Below are 18496 nucleotides of genomic sequence, written 5' to 3'. Positions count from 1 at the left end.
CTTAGAACCTCTTCATAAAAACAAGCAGTAAGGGGGATTTTATTCTGTAATAGAGGCTAGTTGACATTCCTGATAACGGGGAATATAATTTGCTTGCTTGAAGTTAATTAGGATACCTAACAATTTATTAAGGGTATGATTAATTTCAGAAGGATATAAGGGTATTCGGTTGTAAAGGAGGGGTTTACAAAAATGAATGAAGATACGACGGTACAAAGTTTGCTCTATACGTTTATGAAGTTTAATCGGGGGATATGGAAACAACGAAAAACGGAAGGACGTAACCCTAGCGAAATTATGCTTTTAACAGCACTGATTAGAGGTACGGAGACAGAGCGAGATCCTGCCTCCGTTGTATGTAAAATCAGCGAATATATGGAGAAGGGACCCACGACGAAGGAGCAGATCGAGGGAATGAAGGCATCTGAAATCAGCAATCTTCTTCGTGTAAAATCTCCTACAATTACACCAGTAATCAGGACTTTGGAAGAAGCAGGTCTGGTGGAGCGGACAGTGGATCCGGATGATCGGAGGGTAGTCCGCATCAAGATTACAGAGGCAGGTCAGCAAGTAGTCAGAGAAGTTCACAAAGAAATGATGACTACCATGCACGGACTCGTGGAGTACCTCGGAGAAGAGGATACGAAGCAGCTTACCTTGCTCCTGAACCGGGTTCATGAGTACCATGACCTGGTCCGGGAAGAAAAGGAAGAACGAAAGAGAAAAGAAGGAAGTGAAAAACCATGCTGAAACTTTTAAGGATGCTGAATGTTTACAAACTTCCAGTGATCCTTGTCATTATCTTTGTATTCTTACAGTCGATGTCTGATCTATACTTACCTACATTGATGTCAAAGATAGTGAATACAGGGATACAGAATAACGACGTTCCTTATATCTGGAGTGTAGGAAGAACGATGCTGTTTATTGCTCTGCTTGGAGCACTATGTTCAATTCTAGTCAGCTTTCTTGCCTCTCAAGTATCTGGGAAGTTTGCGCGTGACTTACGCAGCCGAGTGTTTAGACATGTCGAAAATTTCTCACTGCAGGAATTTGACCAAATTGGAACAGCTTCACTCATCACCCGTACAACGAATGATATTACCCAAGTACAAAATGTACTGCTCATGATGATGCGAATGATGATCAGTGCTCCGCTCATGTTTATCGGAGGACTCATCATGGCAATCTCGCAGGATGCCAAGCTTTCACTGGTTCTTGTTATATCTCTGCCGATCTTGGCAGGAACAGTAGCGCTTATTGCCTTTAAAGGGCTGCCTTTATTTAAGGCAATTCAGAAAAAACTAGACCGATTGAATCTGGTGCTGCGTGAACAGCTTACCGGAATTCGGGTTATTCGTTCCTTTAACCGAGGACATTTTGAGAAAGAACGTTTTAAAGAAGCCAATCAGGATTTAACTCAAACGGCGATTCGTGTCAATAAAATTATGGCCTTTATGATGCCGTCCATGATGCTGATCATGAACTTCACCGTTATTGCGATCATCGGATTCGGCGGCCTTCGTATTGATGCAGGCGATATGCAAGTTGGTAATATGATGGCATTTATCCAATATGCCATGCAGATTATGTTTTCACTGATTATGGTCTCCGTGATCTTTGTTATGCTCCCTAGAGCTTCTGCTTCTGCTGCTCGTATTAACGAAGTGCTGGAGATGAAGCCAGAATTAAAAAATCCAGATACACCGGCAAAACCTAACAAACTTTATGGAACACTGGAGTTTGATAACGTCTCTTTCAAATATCCAGGTGCTGAAGAATATGCGCTTGAAGGGATCAGTTTTACAGCGAAACCAGGCGAGACAACCGCCATTATTGGCGGTACCGGTTCAGGTAAAACGACGCTGCTCAGTCTTATTCCTCGTTTCTATGAAGTGACAGAGGGCAGTGTGAAGGTAAATGGAGTAGATGTCAGAGAGATGACGCAGGATGATCTACGGTCAAAAATTGGTTATGTACCGCAGAAGGCAATCCTGTTTACAGGAACGATTGCGGATAATCTTCGTTATGGTAAAGAAGACGCGACCCAGGAAGAAATCGAGCATGCCGCTTCGGTAGCTCAGGCTTCTGATTTTATCAGCGAAATGGAAAATGGGTACGATAGCGTAATCGCTCAAGGCGGGAATAACGTTTCTGGAGGTCAGAAGCAGCGCTTGTCCATTGCCAGAGCCTTGGTGCGCAGACCTGAAATTTATGTGTTTGATGACAGCTTCTCGGCACTCGATTTTAAAACGGACAGCCGTTTGAGAGCTGCTTTGAAAGATGAAACTTCCAACTCGACCGTCATTCTTGTCGCCCAGCGCGTGAGTACAGTGCGAGATGCAGACCGGATCCTTGTTATGGATGAAGGAAAAATTGTGGGCAGCGGTACCCACAGCGAACTGTTAGCTAATAACGAAGTCTACCGTGAAATTGTATCCTCACAGTTATCAGAGGAGGAGATCGCATGAGTGAGAAACGTACACCGCCACCTGCAGGACCAGGGCATCCCGGCGGACATCCGGGACGAGGTCCTGTAGAGAAGGCGAAAGATTTTAAAGGAACCATGAAACGGCTTGTCAAATATCTGAAGCCGGAGAATAAAATGCTCGTATTCGTCTTTATTATGGCGATTCTGAGCACCGTGTTTACCATTGTTGCACCGAAGATCATGGCGCGTGCTACAAACATTTTAGCGGAACCGGCCCTTGCGAAGATGTCTGGACAGCCTGCTATGCCAATTGACTTTACGGCTATCTACCGTATTCTGATGCTGCTGGGCGGACTTTATTTACTAAGTTCTCTATTCAGCTATGCTCAGCAATATTTAATGTCTGGTGTAGCGCAGCGAATTGTATACAAGATGAGAGAGCAGATCAACGAAAAGCTGTCGCGTTTACCGCTCAAATATTTTGACGGACGCACCCATGGAGAAACACTTAGCCGTGCTACAAATGATGTGGATAACATTAGTAACACCTTGCAGCAAAGCATAACGCAGTTCATCACCTCGCTTGTGACCGTTATCGGGGTTATCGTAATGATGCTGACGATCAGTCCTTTGATGACACTCATTACGTTTCTGACGTTACCGCTTAGTGTCATTGTCGTAACGGTGATTGCCAAACGTTCACAAGGGTATTTTGTGGGGCAGCAGAAGAAACTTGGCGAACTGAATGGGCATGTGGAAGAAATGTACACAGGTCACAATGTCGTCAAAGCTTTTGGACGCGAAGAAAGATCCATTCATGATTTTGATGAGATTAATGAAAAGCTGTACCATACGGGCTGGAAGGCTCAGTTTATCTCTGGACTCATTATGCCGCTGATGCAGTTTATCGGAAATCTAGGATATGTATTGATTTGTATCGTAGGCGGGGTTTTAGTCACCAAAGAAAGAATTTTAGTGGGAGACATTCTTGCTTTTATCCAGTATTCCCGTCAGTTCACTCAGCCGATTACACAGCTGGCGAATATCGCCAACGTCATTCAGTCCACGGTGGCTTCGGCCGAGCGTGTATTTGAACTGCTGGATGAAGAGGAAGAAGTGAAAGAAGCAGGAAGTAACGTGGCACAGAAAGAGGTTCAAGGAGCAGTTACCTTTGACCATGTGAAATTTGGATATGAAGGCGGACAGACACTCATTTCAGATATGAGCCTGGATGTGAAACCTGGACAAACGGTAGCCATTGTCGGACCTACGGGTGCTGGTAAAACAACACTAATCAATCTTCTGATGCGCTTCTATGAGATTCAGGGCGGTGAAATCCGAATTGACGGGGTTAATATTACCGATATGCCGCGCGGTACTCTCCGTGAAATGTTCGGTATGGTACTGCAGGACACTTGGCTGTTTAATGGTACGATCCGCGACAATATTGCCTACGGTAGAGAAGGAGCAACCGAAGATGAGATTCGGCAGGCTGCCATTGCTGCCCGTGCCGATCATTTCATTCGTACGCTGCCGGATGGTTATGATACCGTACTGAACGAGGAAGCATCAAATATTTCGCAAGGTCAGAAGCAGCTTCTTACCATTGCTCGTGCGATCTTGGCAGATCCATCGATTCTTATCTTGGACGAAGCAACAAGTTCAGTGGATACGAGAACCGAGATTGCGATCCAGCAAGCGATGAACGAACTGATGAAAGACCGTACCAGCTTTGTTATTGCTCACCGGTTATCCACCATTCGTGATGCCGATGTGATTCTGGTCATGAATCATGGAGATGTGATTGAAAAAGGAACACATGTAGAATTGCTTGCGCAAGGCGGATTCTACGCCGATCTGTATAACAGTCAGTTCTCTGAAGCTGGCTAAGAAACTCAAAAAACACCGATCTCTTTTTGACAGACGGGCATCTGTCTCTGAAAGAGATTCGGTGTTTTTTATCTTTTCATGATGAACTCGGTTATTCCTTAGGTGTCGTATCTGCTGCTTCATTCTCAGAATGAGCTTTACTGTCGATAGCGACGGATTCCGTTATTCTGCTGAGAATTTCAGAATCTTTCGGCAGTTCATGCGCTTTCGCTCGGCGTTCTTCCAAGAGCTTTAATGCAACTTGGTAACAGTCTTCTACATGTTTGTTGCCGATATAGCGCATTGCTGAGAAACTGAGTACGGCAGATAAAGCTTGCCCTGCAAAAGGAACAAACCGTGTTGCTTGTTTCGCTGCCATTCGCACCCCAACTTTTTGGAGCAATTTAATGACCACTTCTCGGGTAACGAGTCTTCCGATGACAGCGCTGCCCATCGATAGAACGAGTCCATAAAAAGCGGCCTTGCTCTCTGCATCCATACCCTCTACATCTTCTTTAGCTAATCCGAATTTCTCATTAATAGCAGGAAGCAACTGCATTAAAATTCCTACGTCGGCAACGACATCGGTTCCCGGAATCGGAATGAGTGAAGTGCTTCCAGAGGCAAATGCCCGCGTCTTTACCATGGACCGACATTGTGTCCTGATTTCTTCCAGCTCTTTATGTGTTGCAGGAATCATAGAGATTGCCTCCTTGGTGAAAGATGTGGTTTTTTTACTTTATTACCCTGAACGAAGGTGATAGATAACACCTCACATCAATAAAATATGGAATAAGTTGGTCTGAGAATAATGTCATGTAATTGTTAACGGCCTGTTACAACGGGTAAAGAAAGAGTAAGCACGATAAGAGAAGTAGGAGGGTTGATTCATGGAGATCACAAAAGCGCTGCTTATCCATAATGATGCAGCAGGATCTGCTGCAGGAAGTTTAGTCAGCTCTGCCGTAGCTGTGCTGGCACCTGCCATCAAGGAGCTGGATATCATTCAGACTTCCGGCCCTGGAGACGGAGAGAGGATATGTCTGGAACGGGGAAGCGGGGTAGATGTGGTATTTATTTTAGGTGGGGACGGCACGGTCCATGAGTGCATCAACGGATTAACACAGCTGGTTCATCCGCCGGTCGTGGGAGTTCTGCCAGGCGGAACGTGTAATGATTTTGTAAGATCGCTCGGAATGCCGGTGGACGTTACGCAGTCTGCTCGTATGATGCTTGAAGGAAGAACCATCGATATTGATCTGGGGTATGCGAACGGGCGTGTATTTACTAACTTTTTTGGGGTAGGCCTCATTACGGAAACATCTGAAAATATCGATCCAAACTTAAAAGGTTCGCTTGGCAAGCTAAGTTATTTTATTAGTACACTGCAAACGATCCGCTCAGCAGTACCCTTTGCTTTTGAGATGGAGGCTGATGGCAAGCTGATTCAAGATGAAGCCGTGATGATTTATATCGCAAACGGCCGATCGCTTGGATCGAGTGCGCTTCCTTTTGCTCAAGATGCCCTAATGGACGGCCAGTTCGATATTTTAATTATTCGCCAGACAGGATTGCCGCTTCTAAGGGAATTATTAGCTCGTAAACCAGAAGGAGAGTGGCAGCCGAAGAATGACAGCATTCTCTACTACAAAGCCCGTAATATCAAGCTTCGAACCGCTGAAGAGAAACAGGCAGATACAGATGGAGAGGTGTATCTTAGTACCCCTGTGCAAATCTCCGTTCTTGATCATAAGCTGGCTTTTTTAGTGGGCGGTCCGGATGCCATATAGAGATGTAGTGATCTTATATATAAAAAAAGCCCTTACGGGCCTTTTTTAATCTTTGTTCAAAGGGCAGTTTCTCTTAAGAACCTGCACCTTGCCAGAATAATTCAACTAGTTCTTCTGCAAGCTCTCTCGGACTTGCATATTTACTCGTAATATCCTCACGATTACCCAGCATGAGCAGGGCGGAGAAAGCTTGGGCAAGTAGGAGGGGATTCTTCTGTTTAATAACCCCTGATTGAAATTCGCGCTCAAAATGATCCGCTAAAAGCTGATGAATGGCACGCTCGCCATCTCTAATCTCTTGGATCTGTTCTTTGCTGAGAAAAGTTTCTGCTTCACGAAGAATCGTTTCCATCTCCGCATGAGGTGTAGTAATTTTGGCTTCCGCAATAAAGAGAAGGCCTTCTTTCAAAGTATCTGCTTTCATCAAACACTTATGTGTTTGTTCGTAACCGCGCCGCAGCATACTGGTGACAGCGATCTTGAACAGTTCTGGCTTACTGGTGAAGTGATAGTATATGGAGGCCTTTGTAACATTACATAGCTTCGCAATCTGCTGCAAAGACACGGGTTCATAACCATTCTCCATAAACAGCCTGGAGGCTGTTCCTAGTATCACATCATAGGTGGACGCTTCATCGGAAGTCTGTTTAGGACGTCCGGGTAAACGAGGTGGTTGTTTAGTCATCATGATTCCTCCTGATGAGCAGTATAAGTGAATCCACCGCCGATTTCAAAAATAGTTATTGATAATTAACCTACCGGTATATATAATTACTTCTAGATTGTATTATGACCTGCGGTTCATTTCAATAAAAACATTAAAAATGAAGGATGTGACTGGAACAATGCAAGAAAAAGAACCCGGTGGATATGGAAAATGGGTCGCTGGTAAAAAAACAAAATGGATCACCGTTTTGGTGTGGGTCATCTTGGCCGTTGTTTTAAACCTGATTTGGCCTGCTGTTGGTGAACAGGAAAATAACAATGCAGCCAATTTGAAAGAAAATGAACCTTCTGTCATTGCGCAAATGGTAGCAGATCGTGAGTTTCCGAATGATTCGGGTATACCTGCTCTAATTGTTATCCATAAAGAGTCAGGACTCGGTACAGAAGATCTGACAAAGCTGCAAGAATTAACTCTTCAGCTAGAGGAGAAGCCTGTTCCTCATCAAACAGCTGTTATCCCTTTACATAAACTACCGCCGCCAGCGTTGTCTGCACAGTTGTCTGAAGATGGAAGCACACTGGTGCTGCCTGTGTTTTTTGAAGACGAGGCGGATGCCGAAGAACTAGGGAAAGGTCTTGATGGAATCAAGTCCAGTATGACTTCTATATTTGGAACGAATCCATTTGATGCCGAAATAGATAGTGGAGATGAGCTTAGTGCTCGTGTAACAGGTCCTGCCGGTATCTCGGTTGATGCGACTGGCTTGTTTGAGAATGCGGACGTATCACTTCTTATCGGTACCGTGATGCTTGTTCTTATCTTCTTGCTTCTGATCTATCGCTCACCACTGCTTGCTGTTATTCCTATTGTAGCCGTTGGATTTGCGTACATTGTGACGAGTCCCATCTTAGGATATCTAGCAAAACAAGGAATCATTACCGTAGATTCGCAGTCCATTTCAATTATGACGGTTCTGCTTTTTGGGGCAGGAACGGATTATTGTCTATTTATGATTTCTAAATTCCGTCAGATTTTATGGAATGAAGAAGACAAACGCAAAGCATTATTCCAGGCGATTACAAGTTCTTCGGGCGCAATCGCGATGAGTGGATTTACCGTGGTTATTTCACTTTTCGCCCTTCTGCTTGCTGAATATGGAGCTTATGAGCGTTTTGCTGTTCCATTTAGTTTATCCATTCTTATTATGTTTATTGCGAGCCTTACGTTGGTTCCTGCATTTCTGGCCATCTTCGGCCGAGCATCCTTTTATCCGTTTGTACCGAGAACAGCGGAAATGCAGGCAGAACGTGCTCGTAAAAAAGGGAAGCCGGTACCGGCTCCGCGTAAGAAAAAAGAAAGCTGGATCGGCAATGTGGTGACGAAGCGTCCTTGGACTGTTATCGTATCCACGATTGTGGTGCTCGGAATTTTAGCTTCCTTTTCACCTCAAATCAAATACACGTATGATCTATTGTCTTCTTTCCCAGAAGACGTTCCATCCAGAGAAGGATTTACGGTCATTGGGGAACAATTCTCCGAAGGAGAGCTTGCCCCTGTACAGCTTATGCTGGACACGGAAGGTAAAGATACGGATGTGAAATCGCGTCTGGAAGCACTAGATTATGTAAGTATCGTTTCGGAGCCTGAAGAAGGATCTGTAAATAGCGATATTCTGGCTTACCAACTGGAACTTGCCATGAATCCATATTCCATCGAAGCAATGCACCATATTCCAGATCTTCGTACTGAAGCAGAGACTGCTCTTGAGAGCGCAGGTGTGGATGCTTCCGCTGATAAAGTGTGGATTAGCGGTCAAACAGCTACACAGTATGATACGGAACTTGCCGGAAAACATGATTCAAGACTCATTATTCCGGTCGTTGTGGGTCTAATCAGCTTGCTGCTGTTAATTTACCTTCGTTCCTTGGTAGCGATGGTATATTTGGTTGCTACCGTAATCTTGTCTTATTTCTCGGCTCTCGGTCTTGGCTGGCTCATTATTCATTACGGTCTTGGTGCAGATGCAATTCAAGGAGCGATTCCGCTATACTCCTTTGTATTCCTAGTGGCACTAGGTGAGGATTATAATATCTTTATGATCTCGAGCATTTGGCAGAAGAGTAAAACGATGTCGCTGAAACAAGCGATTAAAGAAGGGGTAGGAGAGACGAGTTCTGTCATTACCTCCGCTGGACTTATCCTTGCGGGTACCTTTGCCGTTCTTGCTACTTTACCGATTCAGGTACTTGTTCAGTTTGGTATTATCACAGCGATTGGAGTATTGCTTGATACGTTTATTGTGAGACCTTTCCTTGTACCTTCGATTACCATGGTGCTTGGAGAAGTTGCTTTTTGGCCAGGTAAAAGAAAAGTTGCCGCTAAAGAAGAACAAGTTCAAACGTTTCATTAATATTGGATAATAACGATATTAAGGGGTGTGTTAGCAGATATTGAATTTGCTGACATACCCCTTTTTTCTATTTCCTGTTGATTTTCAGAGGAGGAATGGTTGCATTTGCACTTTGTAAAGACTTAAGATGAGAACATATAAGGTAAGGTTTCACACCTAATAGATAAGACTAGCAGGGGGATTTTTCAAACATGACGAAGAGAAAAGTATATTTTAATCATGATGGCGGAGTAGATGATCTTGTATCACTGTTTATGCTTCTGCAGATGGATGACGTGGAAGTGACAGGGGTGTCTATTATTCCGGCAGATGGTTATCTGGAACCAGCCACGGATGCAAGTCGTAAAATTATCGATCGTTTCAGCACGTATCAAGTCGAAGTATCGAAATCGAATTCTCGTGGTAAAAACCCGTTTCCAAGCGATTGGCGCATCCATTCTTTTTATGTTGATGCACTTCCTATATTGAATGAATCCGGAACAATGGAAGCTCCATTGTCTGAATTACCTGCACATAAGCATCTTATTGAGACCATACGCAAGACGGAAGAAAAAACAATTCTCGTATTCACCGGACCACTCACAGACCTGTCCCGAGCTCTGGAAGAAGCACCAGAGATTGAAGAGAAGATTGAGAAGCTGGTATGGATGGGAGGAACCTTTGAAAAAGGGAATGTCCAGGAACCAGAGCACGATGGAACGGCAGAATGGAATGTATATTGGGATCCAGAAGCAGCTTACCAAGTTTGGCAGACAGGGATTGAGATTGACCTTGTTGCGCTTGAAAGTACGAACAAAGTACCGCTCACGCCGGCCGTTCGTAATCGCTGGGCGAAAGAACGCTGCTATGAAGGCGTAGACTTCCTTGGTAACTGTTATTCGGGAGTACCTCCGCTTGTATACAGCGAGACCAATTCAACCTATTATTTGTGGGATGTACTTACCACAGCAGCGCTGGGACGAGAAGAGCTTGTGAAGCGCAAAGTTGTGCAGTGCAGCGTGATTCCAGATGGACCAAGCCAGGGGCGCACCATTATAGATCCAGCTGGAAAACCAGTTAATCTTGTCTATGATACCGACCCAGATGCATTTTTCTCTTATCTCACAGAGTTAGCCAAAAAAGCAGCACCAAAAAGATATTAAGCTTCATCTATAGAAGCAAGGGATTATAAAAAATAACCTTTGCAATATCAACCACTGCCGTTCATTCAAGTTGCTGCTGAGCGCTTAGAAGAAGGGCAGTGGTTTGTTTTTATAGTAAGGTTAGGCGAGGAAGAAGGGAATTTACAGATGAATGATAAGCTCGTCCTATGTATTCCAGGACAGTGGAAAGATGAAGACAAACTGATACGAAAACTGACAAGAAAGAGCAGCGGGGAATATTCTCTTACTGGCGGTCTCTTGCTCGATACGAAGCGAAACCGTGCTTTTGAAATAAGGATTGAAGAGCAGGATCCAAAACTCGCGGAAGCTTTTTATTTATCCTCTAAAGGTGATTTCTCAGACAAGACGATGCAAAAGGTAGAAAAGCATACAATGGTCATTTATCTGTCTGGCTATATGGGTTCCGCGGAAGCGGTCCAGCGTATGATTGCTCCTGTACAGATGCTGCTGGCATGCGGGGGAGTTGCCGTCAAAATCGAGAATTGTGATAAAGCATTTACTCCGGAAGAGTGGAATATGATCGGTGAAGAAGCGCGCCTTGATCAATTGCTGAATACGATGATCAGCTATATGCAGGACGAACATTATTTTTACTCTTGCGGGATGCAAATGTTTGGTTTGCCTGATGTAGCTCTAAGCAAAGAAACAGATCCGGATGCCTCCTTGCAGGTAATGTCCCAGTTTTTGTACCTTATGATGAATGCAAGTGAAGGAACGAAAGATAAATTAAATGAGTTCAAATTGTATGGGACCACGTATCAATATCATCATCAGGAAGGTTTCTTTCAAGAAGAGAGCTCTTCTATAAACAATCCATACGGCATTTATGTGTTAACTCAGATCTAGGAAGAGGAGGAAAGCTTTTGGCTGATAATGTACAAAAAGCAGTGTTCTTTGACGTCGACGACACACTCTATGATCATTTATCACCACTTCGAGAAGCTTTGCAGGAGGCTGTGGGTTTAGCGGACGATATGCCTTATGAGGATATTTATTACCGGTTCCGTTATTACAGCGATTTGTTATCAGAAGAGAAGAATTTATCTGCCGTACCTGAAAAAGAGGCGTTAGCTGATATGCGCAGACGCCGCTTTATGCTGGCTTTAGCAGAATTCGGGGTTTTCCTCAATGAAATAGAAGCGGAGGCTGCTCAGACAGCTTATGTAAATAGACAGTTTCAGATTCAGCCCTTCCAAGGTGCTATGGAACTGATCGAGACACTGACCCATTCAGGGATAAAGGTAGGACTAATTACGAATGGACCAGCGGAACACCAACAGAAGAAGCTGAAGGCACTGCAAGTGGAACGATACATTCCGGAGAATATGATCTTTGTATCCGGAGGAGTTGGTTATGCCAAACCTGATGTCAGACTGTTTGAGCATGTTAATGCGATCACAAAGACTTCTCCTGAGCACAGTTACTATATTGGCGATTCATGGCGAAATGATGTGGTTGGAGCAATAAAAGCAGGCTGGACCGTACTTTGGTACAATCACCGGAACGCTGAAGCTGAATCTAACCATCGTCCGCATTTTACAGTTCATAATTATCAAGAAATCACAGACACCTTGCTTTCGATAGCTGGACTGCAAAAGGTGTGAATTTAAAACATGGAAGAGCGATCACAATGATTTCCTGATCGCTCTTCCATGTTTTTTTATATCGAAATGGGGCATTCTATTCTTGTCAGTGCAAAAGAAGCCGCTGCTCTGACTGTTCATCAAATCTTCATCTATCAAATAGAGGGAGTAAGCTTCCCTTTTTCGAAAACCATGCTATAATAATATTAGGATTTAGATTAAGTCTAAATTAAAAGCGTGTGACAAGTATCACTGTACCAACATTGTTTATTACTTACATTTAAAATAAAAAGGAGATCTAAATATGACAACTCAAACCAATCAAACAAACCAATCACAAGGTGTACAAAAATTGCATGATGCATTAAATCGACAAATCGCTGGATGGTCTGTGCTATATACAAAACTGCATAACTTCCATTGGTATGTAAAAGGAACTCACTTCTTTACCCTGCACGAGAAATTCGAAGAGTTTTACAATGAAGTAACAGAACATATGGACGTTGTAGCAGAACGCTTGCTTGCTATTGGCGGATCTCCGGTTGCTACACTGAAAGAACATCTGAGTCTTTCTCCAATCCAAGAAGCGACTGACAGCAAAACAGCAGAGCAAATGGTTCAAGCTTTGGTCGAAGACTTCACTACCATGGTTGAAGTACTCGAAGAAGGAAAAGAAGCAGCAGAAGAACTGGGCGATGACAGCACAGCTGATGTGATGATTGGCAACCAAGAAACACTGCAAAAACATATTTGGATGCTTAATTCTTTTCTTGGAAAATAATTAACTTTCTAGCGATTAGGTGAATATAAAGTGAACATATTACCCAAATGATGGTTTTGTATGCAGTCGAACCGTATAATGAGACTATTCCATTAGTCCTGCTGAGGTTAGAGTGAATTCTCTGGTATGACGCGTAGACATGAGGAGATTATCGGTATGACAAATACAAATGATATGTGGGAAGAAGCAAGCACATTTATATACACTTGTTATGAGGAGCTGGGTCTTTGCCGTGAAGCGGCAGAAGCCCGGCTTCTTGACATTCAGCGGGAAATTGAAGATTCAGGCACGTATGGACATACCCAGCAGGAGCTGGAGTACGGAATCAAGCTGGCTTGGCGCAACAGTAATCGCTGTATAGGGCGACTATCCTGGCAATCCATACGGCTTGTAGATGCAAGAGATGCAGGGAGTGCAGAAGAGGTAGCGGAGTGTTTATTTCAGCATATCCGTACAGCTACCAATCACGGCAAAGTGATTCCGCTGCTTACTCTTTTTGCTCCAAGAACACCAGAAGGAGTCGATCCAGTCCGCATTTGGAACCATCAGCTCATTCGTTATGCCGGGTATGAAACGAGCAGCGGTATTGTGGGGGATCCGGCTTCTGTCGCCTTCACCAAAGAAGCAATGAAACTCGGCTGGGAAGGCAATGGCACAGATTACGAAGTCCTTCCGCTCGTCATAGAAATAGCAGGCCAAAAGCCTGTGTATGTACCGATACCGAAGGATCTAATCATGGAAGTGGACATAGAACATCCTGATTATCCTGAGATGGAGTCGCTTGGTCTGAGATGGTATGCGGTACCTATGATTTCCGATATGAGACTAGAGATCGGGGGAATTCAGTATCCGGCAGCTCCTTTTAATGGATGGTATATGGGAACGGAGATCGGAGCAAGAAATCTAGCGGACCCTTTCCGTTATAACAAGCTTCCTGCTGTGGCAAAGGTTATGGGCCTTGAAACCACGAGTGAAGCAAGTTTGTGGAGGGATAAGGCACTCGTGGAGCTGAATGTAGCGGTGCTTCATTCTTATCGAAAGAATGGCGTCAGTATGGTAGACCATCACACAGCAGCGAATCAACTGGCAAAGTTTGAAGAGAGGGAAGCAGAAGCCGGAAGAGAAGTGACCGGTAACTGGACCTGGCTTATTCCGCCGATGTCACCGGCAACGACACATATTTTTCATAAGTCCTATTCGAATCAAGTGAAAAAGCCGAATTTCTTTCATCAACCAGCACCTTACACGAAAAATCAGGATGATAACCTTCCGGAGAAAAAGTTCGATCAGAAGGAAGAAGCAAATCCTGCTCTCGCTACATGCCCGTTTCATGGGTAGAATATTTTATTGTTTTTTTGGTAAATTCATAGAATCGTAGGCTAAGTGAATACGAAATGGTACAATATATAGAGCAGGGACCAGAGCATCTCAGAGGTTCAAAAAAACCTTTAGGAGATGCTTTTTTGCGGGAGTAAAGACAAATTTTGAAGTTTGTAGACACGGTTTTATTCCGTTTATTGGGTGACAGACTCAATTTTGGAAATATGCTCGGGATAAAATATCGAAGAAAGAAGTAAACTTCATAGAATGATAAAAAAATGGGTTGCGCAATTAGATGATTTCTATATAATAAGTTGCGACATGTGCCCGAACGGATCAGCAGTAATATGCTTAAATGAACTAGAAGGCGCAAGGTAATCCCCTGAAAAAGGAGGTTTTTCTATCATATGATAAACCAAGACTCCATTATCCGGTTCGAAAGCGTGACGAAACGATATGATGAGGATGATCCCATCCTTAAATCGGTCAGCTTTGAAATCGAACGCGGTAAATTTTATACGCTGCTGGGTCCATCTGGATGCGGCAAAACTACGATCCTTCGGCTGATTGCTGGCTTTACGGAGCCTTCCGAAGGAAATATTTATTTTAATGGCAAAATTATTAACCGTGTTCCTGCACATGAACGTCAAGTAAACACCGTATTTCAGGACTATGCATTATTCCCGCATCTGAATGTATTTGAGAACGTGGCATTTGGTCTGCGGATCAAAAAGATGAAGAATGCAGAGATCAAAGAGAAAGTGGAGAACGCTCTTCGTTTTGTCAATCTGGCTGGGTACGGAAACCGGGAGATTACTGAAATGTCTGGCGGCCAACGTCAGCGGGTAGCAATTGCTCGGGCAATCGTTAATGAACCAGAGATTATTCTGCTAGACGAGCCTTTGTCTGCGCTTGACCTCAAATTGCGTACAGAGATGCAGTATGAGCTGCGCGAACTTCAGCAACGTCTGGGTATCACCTTTATTTTTGTAACTCATGATCAGGAAGAAGCCCTTGCTATGTCAGATGAAATCTTCGTACTCAATGAAGGGGTCATTCAGCAAAGCGGAACACCACTTGATATCTACGATGAACCGATTAACCGATTTGTAGCTGATTTTATCGGGGAATCGAACATTGTCTCAGGTAAGATGAAACAAGATTTCTTAGTTGAGTTTGCCGGGAAGACGTATGAGTGTGTTGACCAAGGGCTTAGACCGGACGAACCGATTGAGATTGTAATTCGCCCAGAGGATCTAGAGATTACAACACCTGAGCGAGGAAAACTCCAGGTGCGGGTAGACTCTCAGCTATTCCGCGGCGTGCATTATGAAATTTCAAGTTACGATGATATGGGCAACGAATGGCTTGTACATTCTACAAAACGCGCTACCGTTGGTGAAAGAATCGGTCTTTATTTTGATCCAGAAGCCATTCATGTTATGCGCTTTGGTGAAACAGAAGAAGAATTTGATAAACGTCTGGAATCTTATGAATCCAATCTTGAGGATGCACAGAAGACTTCAGAGGGTAAGGTTCAAGAGGTAAATCATGAATCGTAGTTTAAAGAACCGCAACTTCTACCTGATCCCCTACATGTTTTGGATCATTTTCTTCGTCGTTGCTCCGATTCTGTTAATTGTGTATTACTCCTTCTTCAATGTAGAAGGTCAATTTACGTTTGAGAATTACGTGAAATTCTTTACACCTGTATATCTGAAAATGACACTCAGCTCATTTTGGTATGCACTGTTGATTACTGTGTTTGCATTGCTCATTTCGTATCCAACAGCTTATTTACTTACGAAAACAAAACATAAACAGTTATGGTTGTTACTCGTTATTTTGCCGAGCTGGATTAATCTTTTGCTTAAAGCTTACGCATTTATCGGCCTGTTTGGCACGTACGGATTTGCTAATGCGATACTCGAAACGATTGGGATCGGTACGCAGCAGATTCTATTTACGGATTTTAGCTTTGTTTTCGTATCCGTATATATCTTCATTCCGTTTATGATTCTGCCGATCTTTAATGCGCTTGAAGAGCTGAATCCTTCCCTTATCTATGCAGCTCGAGATCTGGGGGCTTCTTCATGGACAACATTCCGGCGCGTTATTTTTCCACTGACACTAAGCGGAGTGCGCTCGGGAATTCAGGCTGTATTTATTCCAGCTTTGTCCCTGTTTATGATTACAAGACTTATTGCCGGTAACCGGGTAATTACCTTAGGTACCGCAATTGAACAGCATTTCTTAGTAACACAAGATTGGGGAATGGGAGCAACGATCGCCGTCTTCCTCATCATTATTATGATTGCCATTATGTTTATTAGTGGGCGTGGAAAGCGGGGTGTGCCTCATGGGAAGAAATAGTAAGCTGTCAAATGTATATCTGTTTATTGTTTTTGCCATTTTGTACATGCCGATTCTTTACTTGATCTACTATTCATTCAATAGTGGCGGAACAATGCAGAACTTTGAAGGCTTCACTCTGGAATGGTACGAAGAAGTATTTGCGGATACGCGCCTGCTGATTATTGTGCTGAATACCTTTGTGATCGCACTTCTGTCTGCGGTGGCTTCTACAATTTTGGGCGTGGCAGGTGCTCTAGCGATTCATCAGGTTCGCCGCAAACGTAACAAGAATACTCTATTGTCTTTAAACAATGTACTCATTGTGAGTCCTGATGTGATTATCGGTGCTTCCTTCCTCATCTTCTTCACGATGCTGGGGATTCAATTAGGATTTACCTCGGTACTCTTATCACATATTGCGTTTAGTGTACCGATTGTCGTGATCATGGTACTGCCTAAGCTGCAAGAGATGAGTCCTACACTTATTGATGCGGCACGTGACCTCGGTGCATCGAGTTGGCAGGTGCTGACAAAAGTTATTTTACCGTTTGTTAAGCCAGGAATTTTCGCTGGTTTCTTTATGGCCCTAACCTATTCACTGGACGATTTTGCGGTTACTTTCTTTGTTACCGGGAATGGATTCTCAACGCTATCGATAGAGATCTACTCGAGAGCAAGACAAGGAGTATCACTGTCCATTAATGCATTATCGACGCTGTTGTTCTTACTGACCATTATCCTGGTAGTAGGTTACTACTTTATCAATACACGTAACAACAAGCTTCAAGGAAAGGGGCTGAGACCATGAAGCAGCTGGTACAGACATTTAGTCTTGTGCTGATCGTGGCTTTTGGCCTCATGTATTTTACCTCGGTACTGAATTCTAGTGAGGGATATTCTGGAGGTAATACGCTTACCATCTATAACTGGGGTGATTACATTGACCCCGAACTAATCGCTGAATTTGAGGAAGAAAGCGGGATGAAGGTCGTTTATCAGACGTTTGACTCCAATGAGGCGATGATGACCAAAATTCAGCAAGGAGGAACGACGTATGATGTCGTGATTCCTTCGGAATATGCAATCAGTAAAATGAAAGAGGAGGATCTGCTGATCCCTCTCGATCATTCAAAACTCCCGAACCTTAAATATATCGATGAAAGGTTCCTGAATCTCTCTTTCGATGAAGGTAACAAGTATTCGATTCCTTATTTCTGGGGTACGGTCGGGATTGTATTTAATCCAGAATTAACGGACCTTACATTTAAGAGTTGGGACGATCTGTGGGACCCAAGTCTGAAGAATCAGATACTGCTCGTGGACGGAGCACGTGAAGTTATCGGAATGGGCCTAAATAGTCTGCATTACTCTCTAAATGATACAAACGAAGAGCATCTGCAAGAAGCACTTACGAAGTTGTCTAAGCTCACACCTAACGTGAAAGCGATCGTCGGAGATGAGATTAAGATGCTGCTTGCAGGTGAAGAAGGTGCAGTCGGTCTAGTTTGGTCGGGTGATGCTTCGGAGATTATGGATGAGAATGAGAAACTCGATTATGTGGTACCGGAAGAAGGATCGAATCTGTGGTTTGACAACATGGTCATTCCTAAGACAGCGAAGAATTTAGAAGGTGCACATCAGTTTATTAACTTTATGTTAGATCCAGAGCATGCTGCACGTAATGCAGAGTATGTTGGTTACTCGACACCAAATGCTGGGGCACTAGAACTTCTCCCTGAAGAAGTTTCAAGTGATGAACGTTTCTATCCAAATGAGGAACTGACGGAAAAGCTCGAGGTTTATGATAACCTTGGCAAACGAATGCTTGCTCATTACAATGATCTGTTCCTCATCTTCAAAATGCACCCGAAGTGAATAATGGGGATAACCTGTGAATATATAGATAGTCAAAAAACCTTATCCACATGTGGATAAGGTTTTTTGGTTTTTGAACCAGACATTCAACCACCCGAATTCCTTTGGCATCTTTCAATTAAATGATAAATGTTATATACTGAAATTATATATACTTACTTAAAGTTAGTTAAAGTGATATATAACACATACATATCAGGTTTATAGAAACAAAATGTAGAGATCCACTTCAGACCAAAAAGAGAGGAAGAT

17 protein-coding genes are annotated in these 18496 nt (G+C 43.5%); 15 read left to right on the top strand and 2 right to left on the bottom strand.

Annotated features, from left to right (window positions below; translation table 11 throughout):
* The first annotated feature begins 192 nt into the window (after positions 1 to 192).
* The 3 genes from KJS58_RS03790 to KJS58_RS03780 are packed head-to-tail and all read left to right on the top strand — an operon-like array spanning position 193 to position 4321.
* Complete coding sequence (locus KJS58_RS03790) at positions 193 to 750, top strand: MarR family winged helix-turn-helix transcriptional regulator (protein ID WP_213530585.1); 558 nt, start codon at positions 193 to 195, stop codon at positions 748 to 750.
* A complete protein-coding gene (locus tag KJS58_RS03785) occupies positions 744 to 2471 on the top strand; it encodes an ABC transporter ATP-binding protein (RefSeq protein ID WP_213530583.1) in 1728 nt (575 codons plus the stop codon). The genes KJS58_RS03790 and KJS58_RS03785 overlap by 7 nt, the downstream gene beginning before the upstream one ends.
* A complete protein-coding gene (locus KJS58_RS03780; protein ID WP_213530581.1) occupies positions 2468 to 4321 on the top strand; it encodes an ABC transporter ATP-binding protein in 1854 nt (617 codons plus the stop codon). Before KJS58_RS03785 ends, KJS58_RS03780 begins: the two co-directional genes overlap by 4 nt.
* A 91-nt stretch (positions 4322 to 4412) precedes the next feature.
* On the opposite strand, the gene KJS58_RS03775 is transcribed toward KJS58_RS03780, so the two are convergent.
* Positions 4413 to 5000, bottom strand: coding sequence for a hypothetical protein (locus KJS58_RS03775; protein ID WP_213530579.1), 588 nt, complete (start codon positions 4998 to 5000; stop codon positions 4413 to 4415).
* A 190-nt stretch (positions 5001 to 5190) separates the two neighbouring features.
* Between KJS58_RS03775 and KJS58_RS03770 the strand changes: the two genes are divergently transcribed.
* A complete protein-coding gene (locus tag KJS58_RS03770) occupies positions 5191 to 6090 on the top strand; it encodes a diacylglycerol/lipid kinase family protein (RefSeq protein WP_213530577.1) in 900 nt (299 codons plus the stop codon).
* A gap of 73 nt (positions 6091 to 6163) precedes the next feature.
* On the opposite strand, the gene KJS58_RS03765 is transcribed toward KJS58_RS03770, so the two are convergent.
* On the bottom strand, positions 6164 to 6775 hold the full coding sequence (locus KJS58_RS03765) for a TetR/AcrR family transcriptional regulator (protein WP_213530575.1): 612 nt from the start codon (positions 6773 to 6775) through the stop codon (positions 6164 to 6166).
* A 160-nt stretch (positions 6776 to 6935) separates the two neighbouring features.
* Between KJS58_RS03765 and KJS58_RS03760 the strand changes: the two genes are divergently transcribed.
* The 11 genes from KJS58_RS03760 to KJS58_RS03715 all read left to right on the top strand — a co-directional run bounded on the left by KJS58_RS03760 (position 6936) and on the right by KJS58_RS03715 (position 18244).
* A complete protein-coding gene (locus KJS58_RS03760; protein WP_213531045.1) occupies positions 6936 to 9167 on the top strand; it encodes an MMPL family transporter in 2232 nt (743 codons plus the stop codon).
* Positions 9168 to 9358: 191 nt separating this feature from the next.
* Complete coding sequence (locus KJS58_RS03755) at positions 9359 to 10309, top strand: nucleoside hydrolase (protein WP_213530573.1); 951 nt, start codon at positions 9359 to 9361, stop codon at positions 10307 to 10309.
* Positions 10310 to 10348: 39 nt separating this feature from the next.
* Positions 10349 to 11176 carry a hypothetical protein gene (locus KJS58_RS03750; RefSeq protein ID WP_213530571.1) on the top strand — a complete coding sequence of 276 codons (828 nt, stop codon included), beginning with the start codon at positions 10349 to 10351 and terminating at the stop codon, positions 11174 to 11176.
* 17 nt (positions 11177 to 11193) lie between these two features.
* The gene (locus tag KJS58_RS03745; RefSeq protein WP_213530569.1) at positions 11194 to 11934 is read left to right on the top strand and encodes an HAD family hydrolase; all 741 of its coding nucleotides are present in this window, start codon (positions 11194 to 11196) and stop codon (positions 11932 to 11934) included.
* A gap of 48 nt (positions 11935 to 11982) precedes the next feature.
* On the top strand, positions 11983 to 12114 hold the full coding sequence (locus KJS58_RS25595) for a hypothetical protein (RefSeq protein ID WP_283771237.1): 132 nt from the start codon (positions 11983 to 11985) through the stop codon (positions 12112 to 12114).
* A gap of 103 nt (positions 12115 to 12217) precedes the next feature.
* Positions 12218 to 12694, top strand: coding sequence for a Dps family protein (locus KJS58_RS03740; protein ID WP_213530567.1), 477 nt, complete (start codon positions 12218 to 12220; stop codon positions 12692 to 12694).
* Positions 12695 to 12850: 156 nt separating this feature from the next.
* Entirely contained in the window at positions 12851 to 14032 is a 1182-nt protein-coding gene (locus KJS58_RS03735) for a nitric oxide synthase oxygenase (RefSeq protein ID WP_213530565.1), read from the top strand.
* A gap of 389 nt (positions 14033 to 14421) precedes the next feature.
* Positions 14422 to 15576 carry an ABC transporter ATP-binding protein gene (locus KJS58_RS03730; RefSeq protein ID WP_374705779.1) on the top strand — a complete coding sequence of 385 codons (1155 nt, stop codon included), beginning with the start codon at positions 14422 to 14424 and terminating at the stop codon, positions 15574 to 15576.
* Positions 15566 to 16387: an ABC transporter permease gene (locus KJS58_RS03725; protein WP_160032636.1), complete on the top strand. Its 822-nt coding sequence runs from the start codon at positions 15566 to 15568 to the stop codon at positions 16385 to 16387. The genes KJS58_RS03730 and KJS58_RS03725 overlap by 11 nt, the downstream gene beginning before the upstream one ends.
* Positions 16374 to 17177 carry an ABC transporter permease gene (locus tag KJS58_RS03720; RefSeq protein WP_213530563.1) on the top strand — a complete coding sequence of 268 codons (804 nt, stop codon included), beginning with the start codon at positions 16374 to 16376 and terminating at the stop codon, positions 17175 to 17177. The genes KJS58_RS03725 and KJS58_RS03720 overlap by 14 nt, the downstream gene beginning before the upstream one ends.
* Positions 17174 to 18244 carry an ABC transporter substrate-binding protein gene (locus tag KJS58_RS03715; protein WP_213530561.1) on the top strand — a complete coding sequence of 357 codons (1071 nt, stop codon included), beginning with the start codon at positions 17174 to 17176 and terminating at the stop codon, positions 18242 to 18244. Before KJS58_RS03720 ends, KJS58_RS03715 begins: the two co-directional genes overlap by 4 nt.
* The last annotated feature ends 252 nt before the right edge of the window (positions 18245 to 18496 follow it).

It is taken from the genome of Paenibacillus sp. J45TS6 (assembly GCF_018403285.1).
GTDB lineage: Bacteria > Bacillota > Bacilli > Paenibacillales > Paenibacillaceae > Paenibacillus.
The sequence above is the reverse complement of the archived record's forward strand: the minus strand, read 5'-3'. Positions and strand labels throughout refer to the sequence as shown.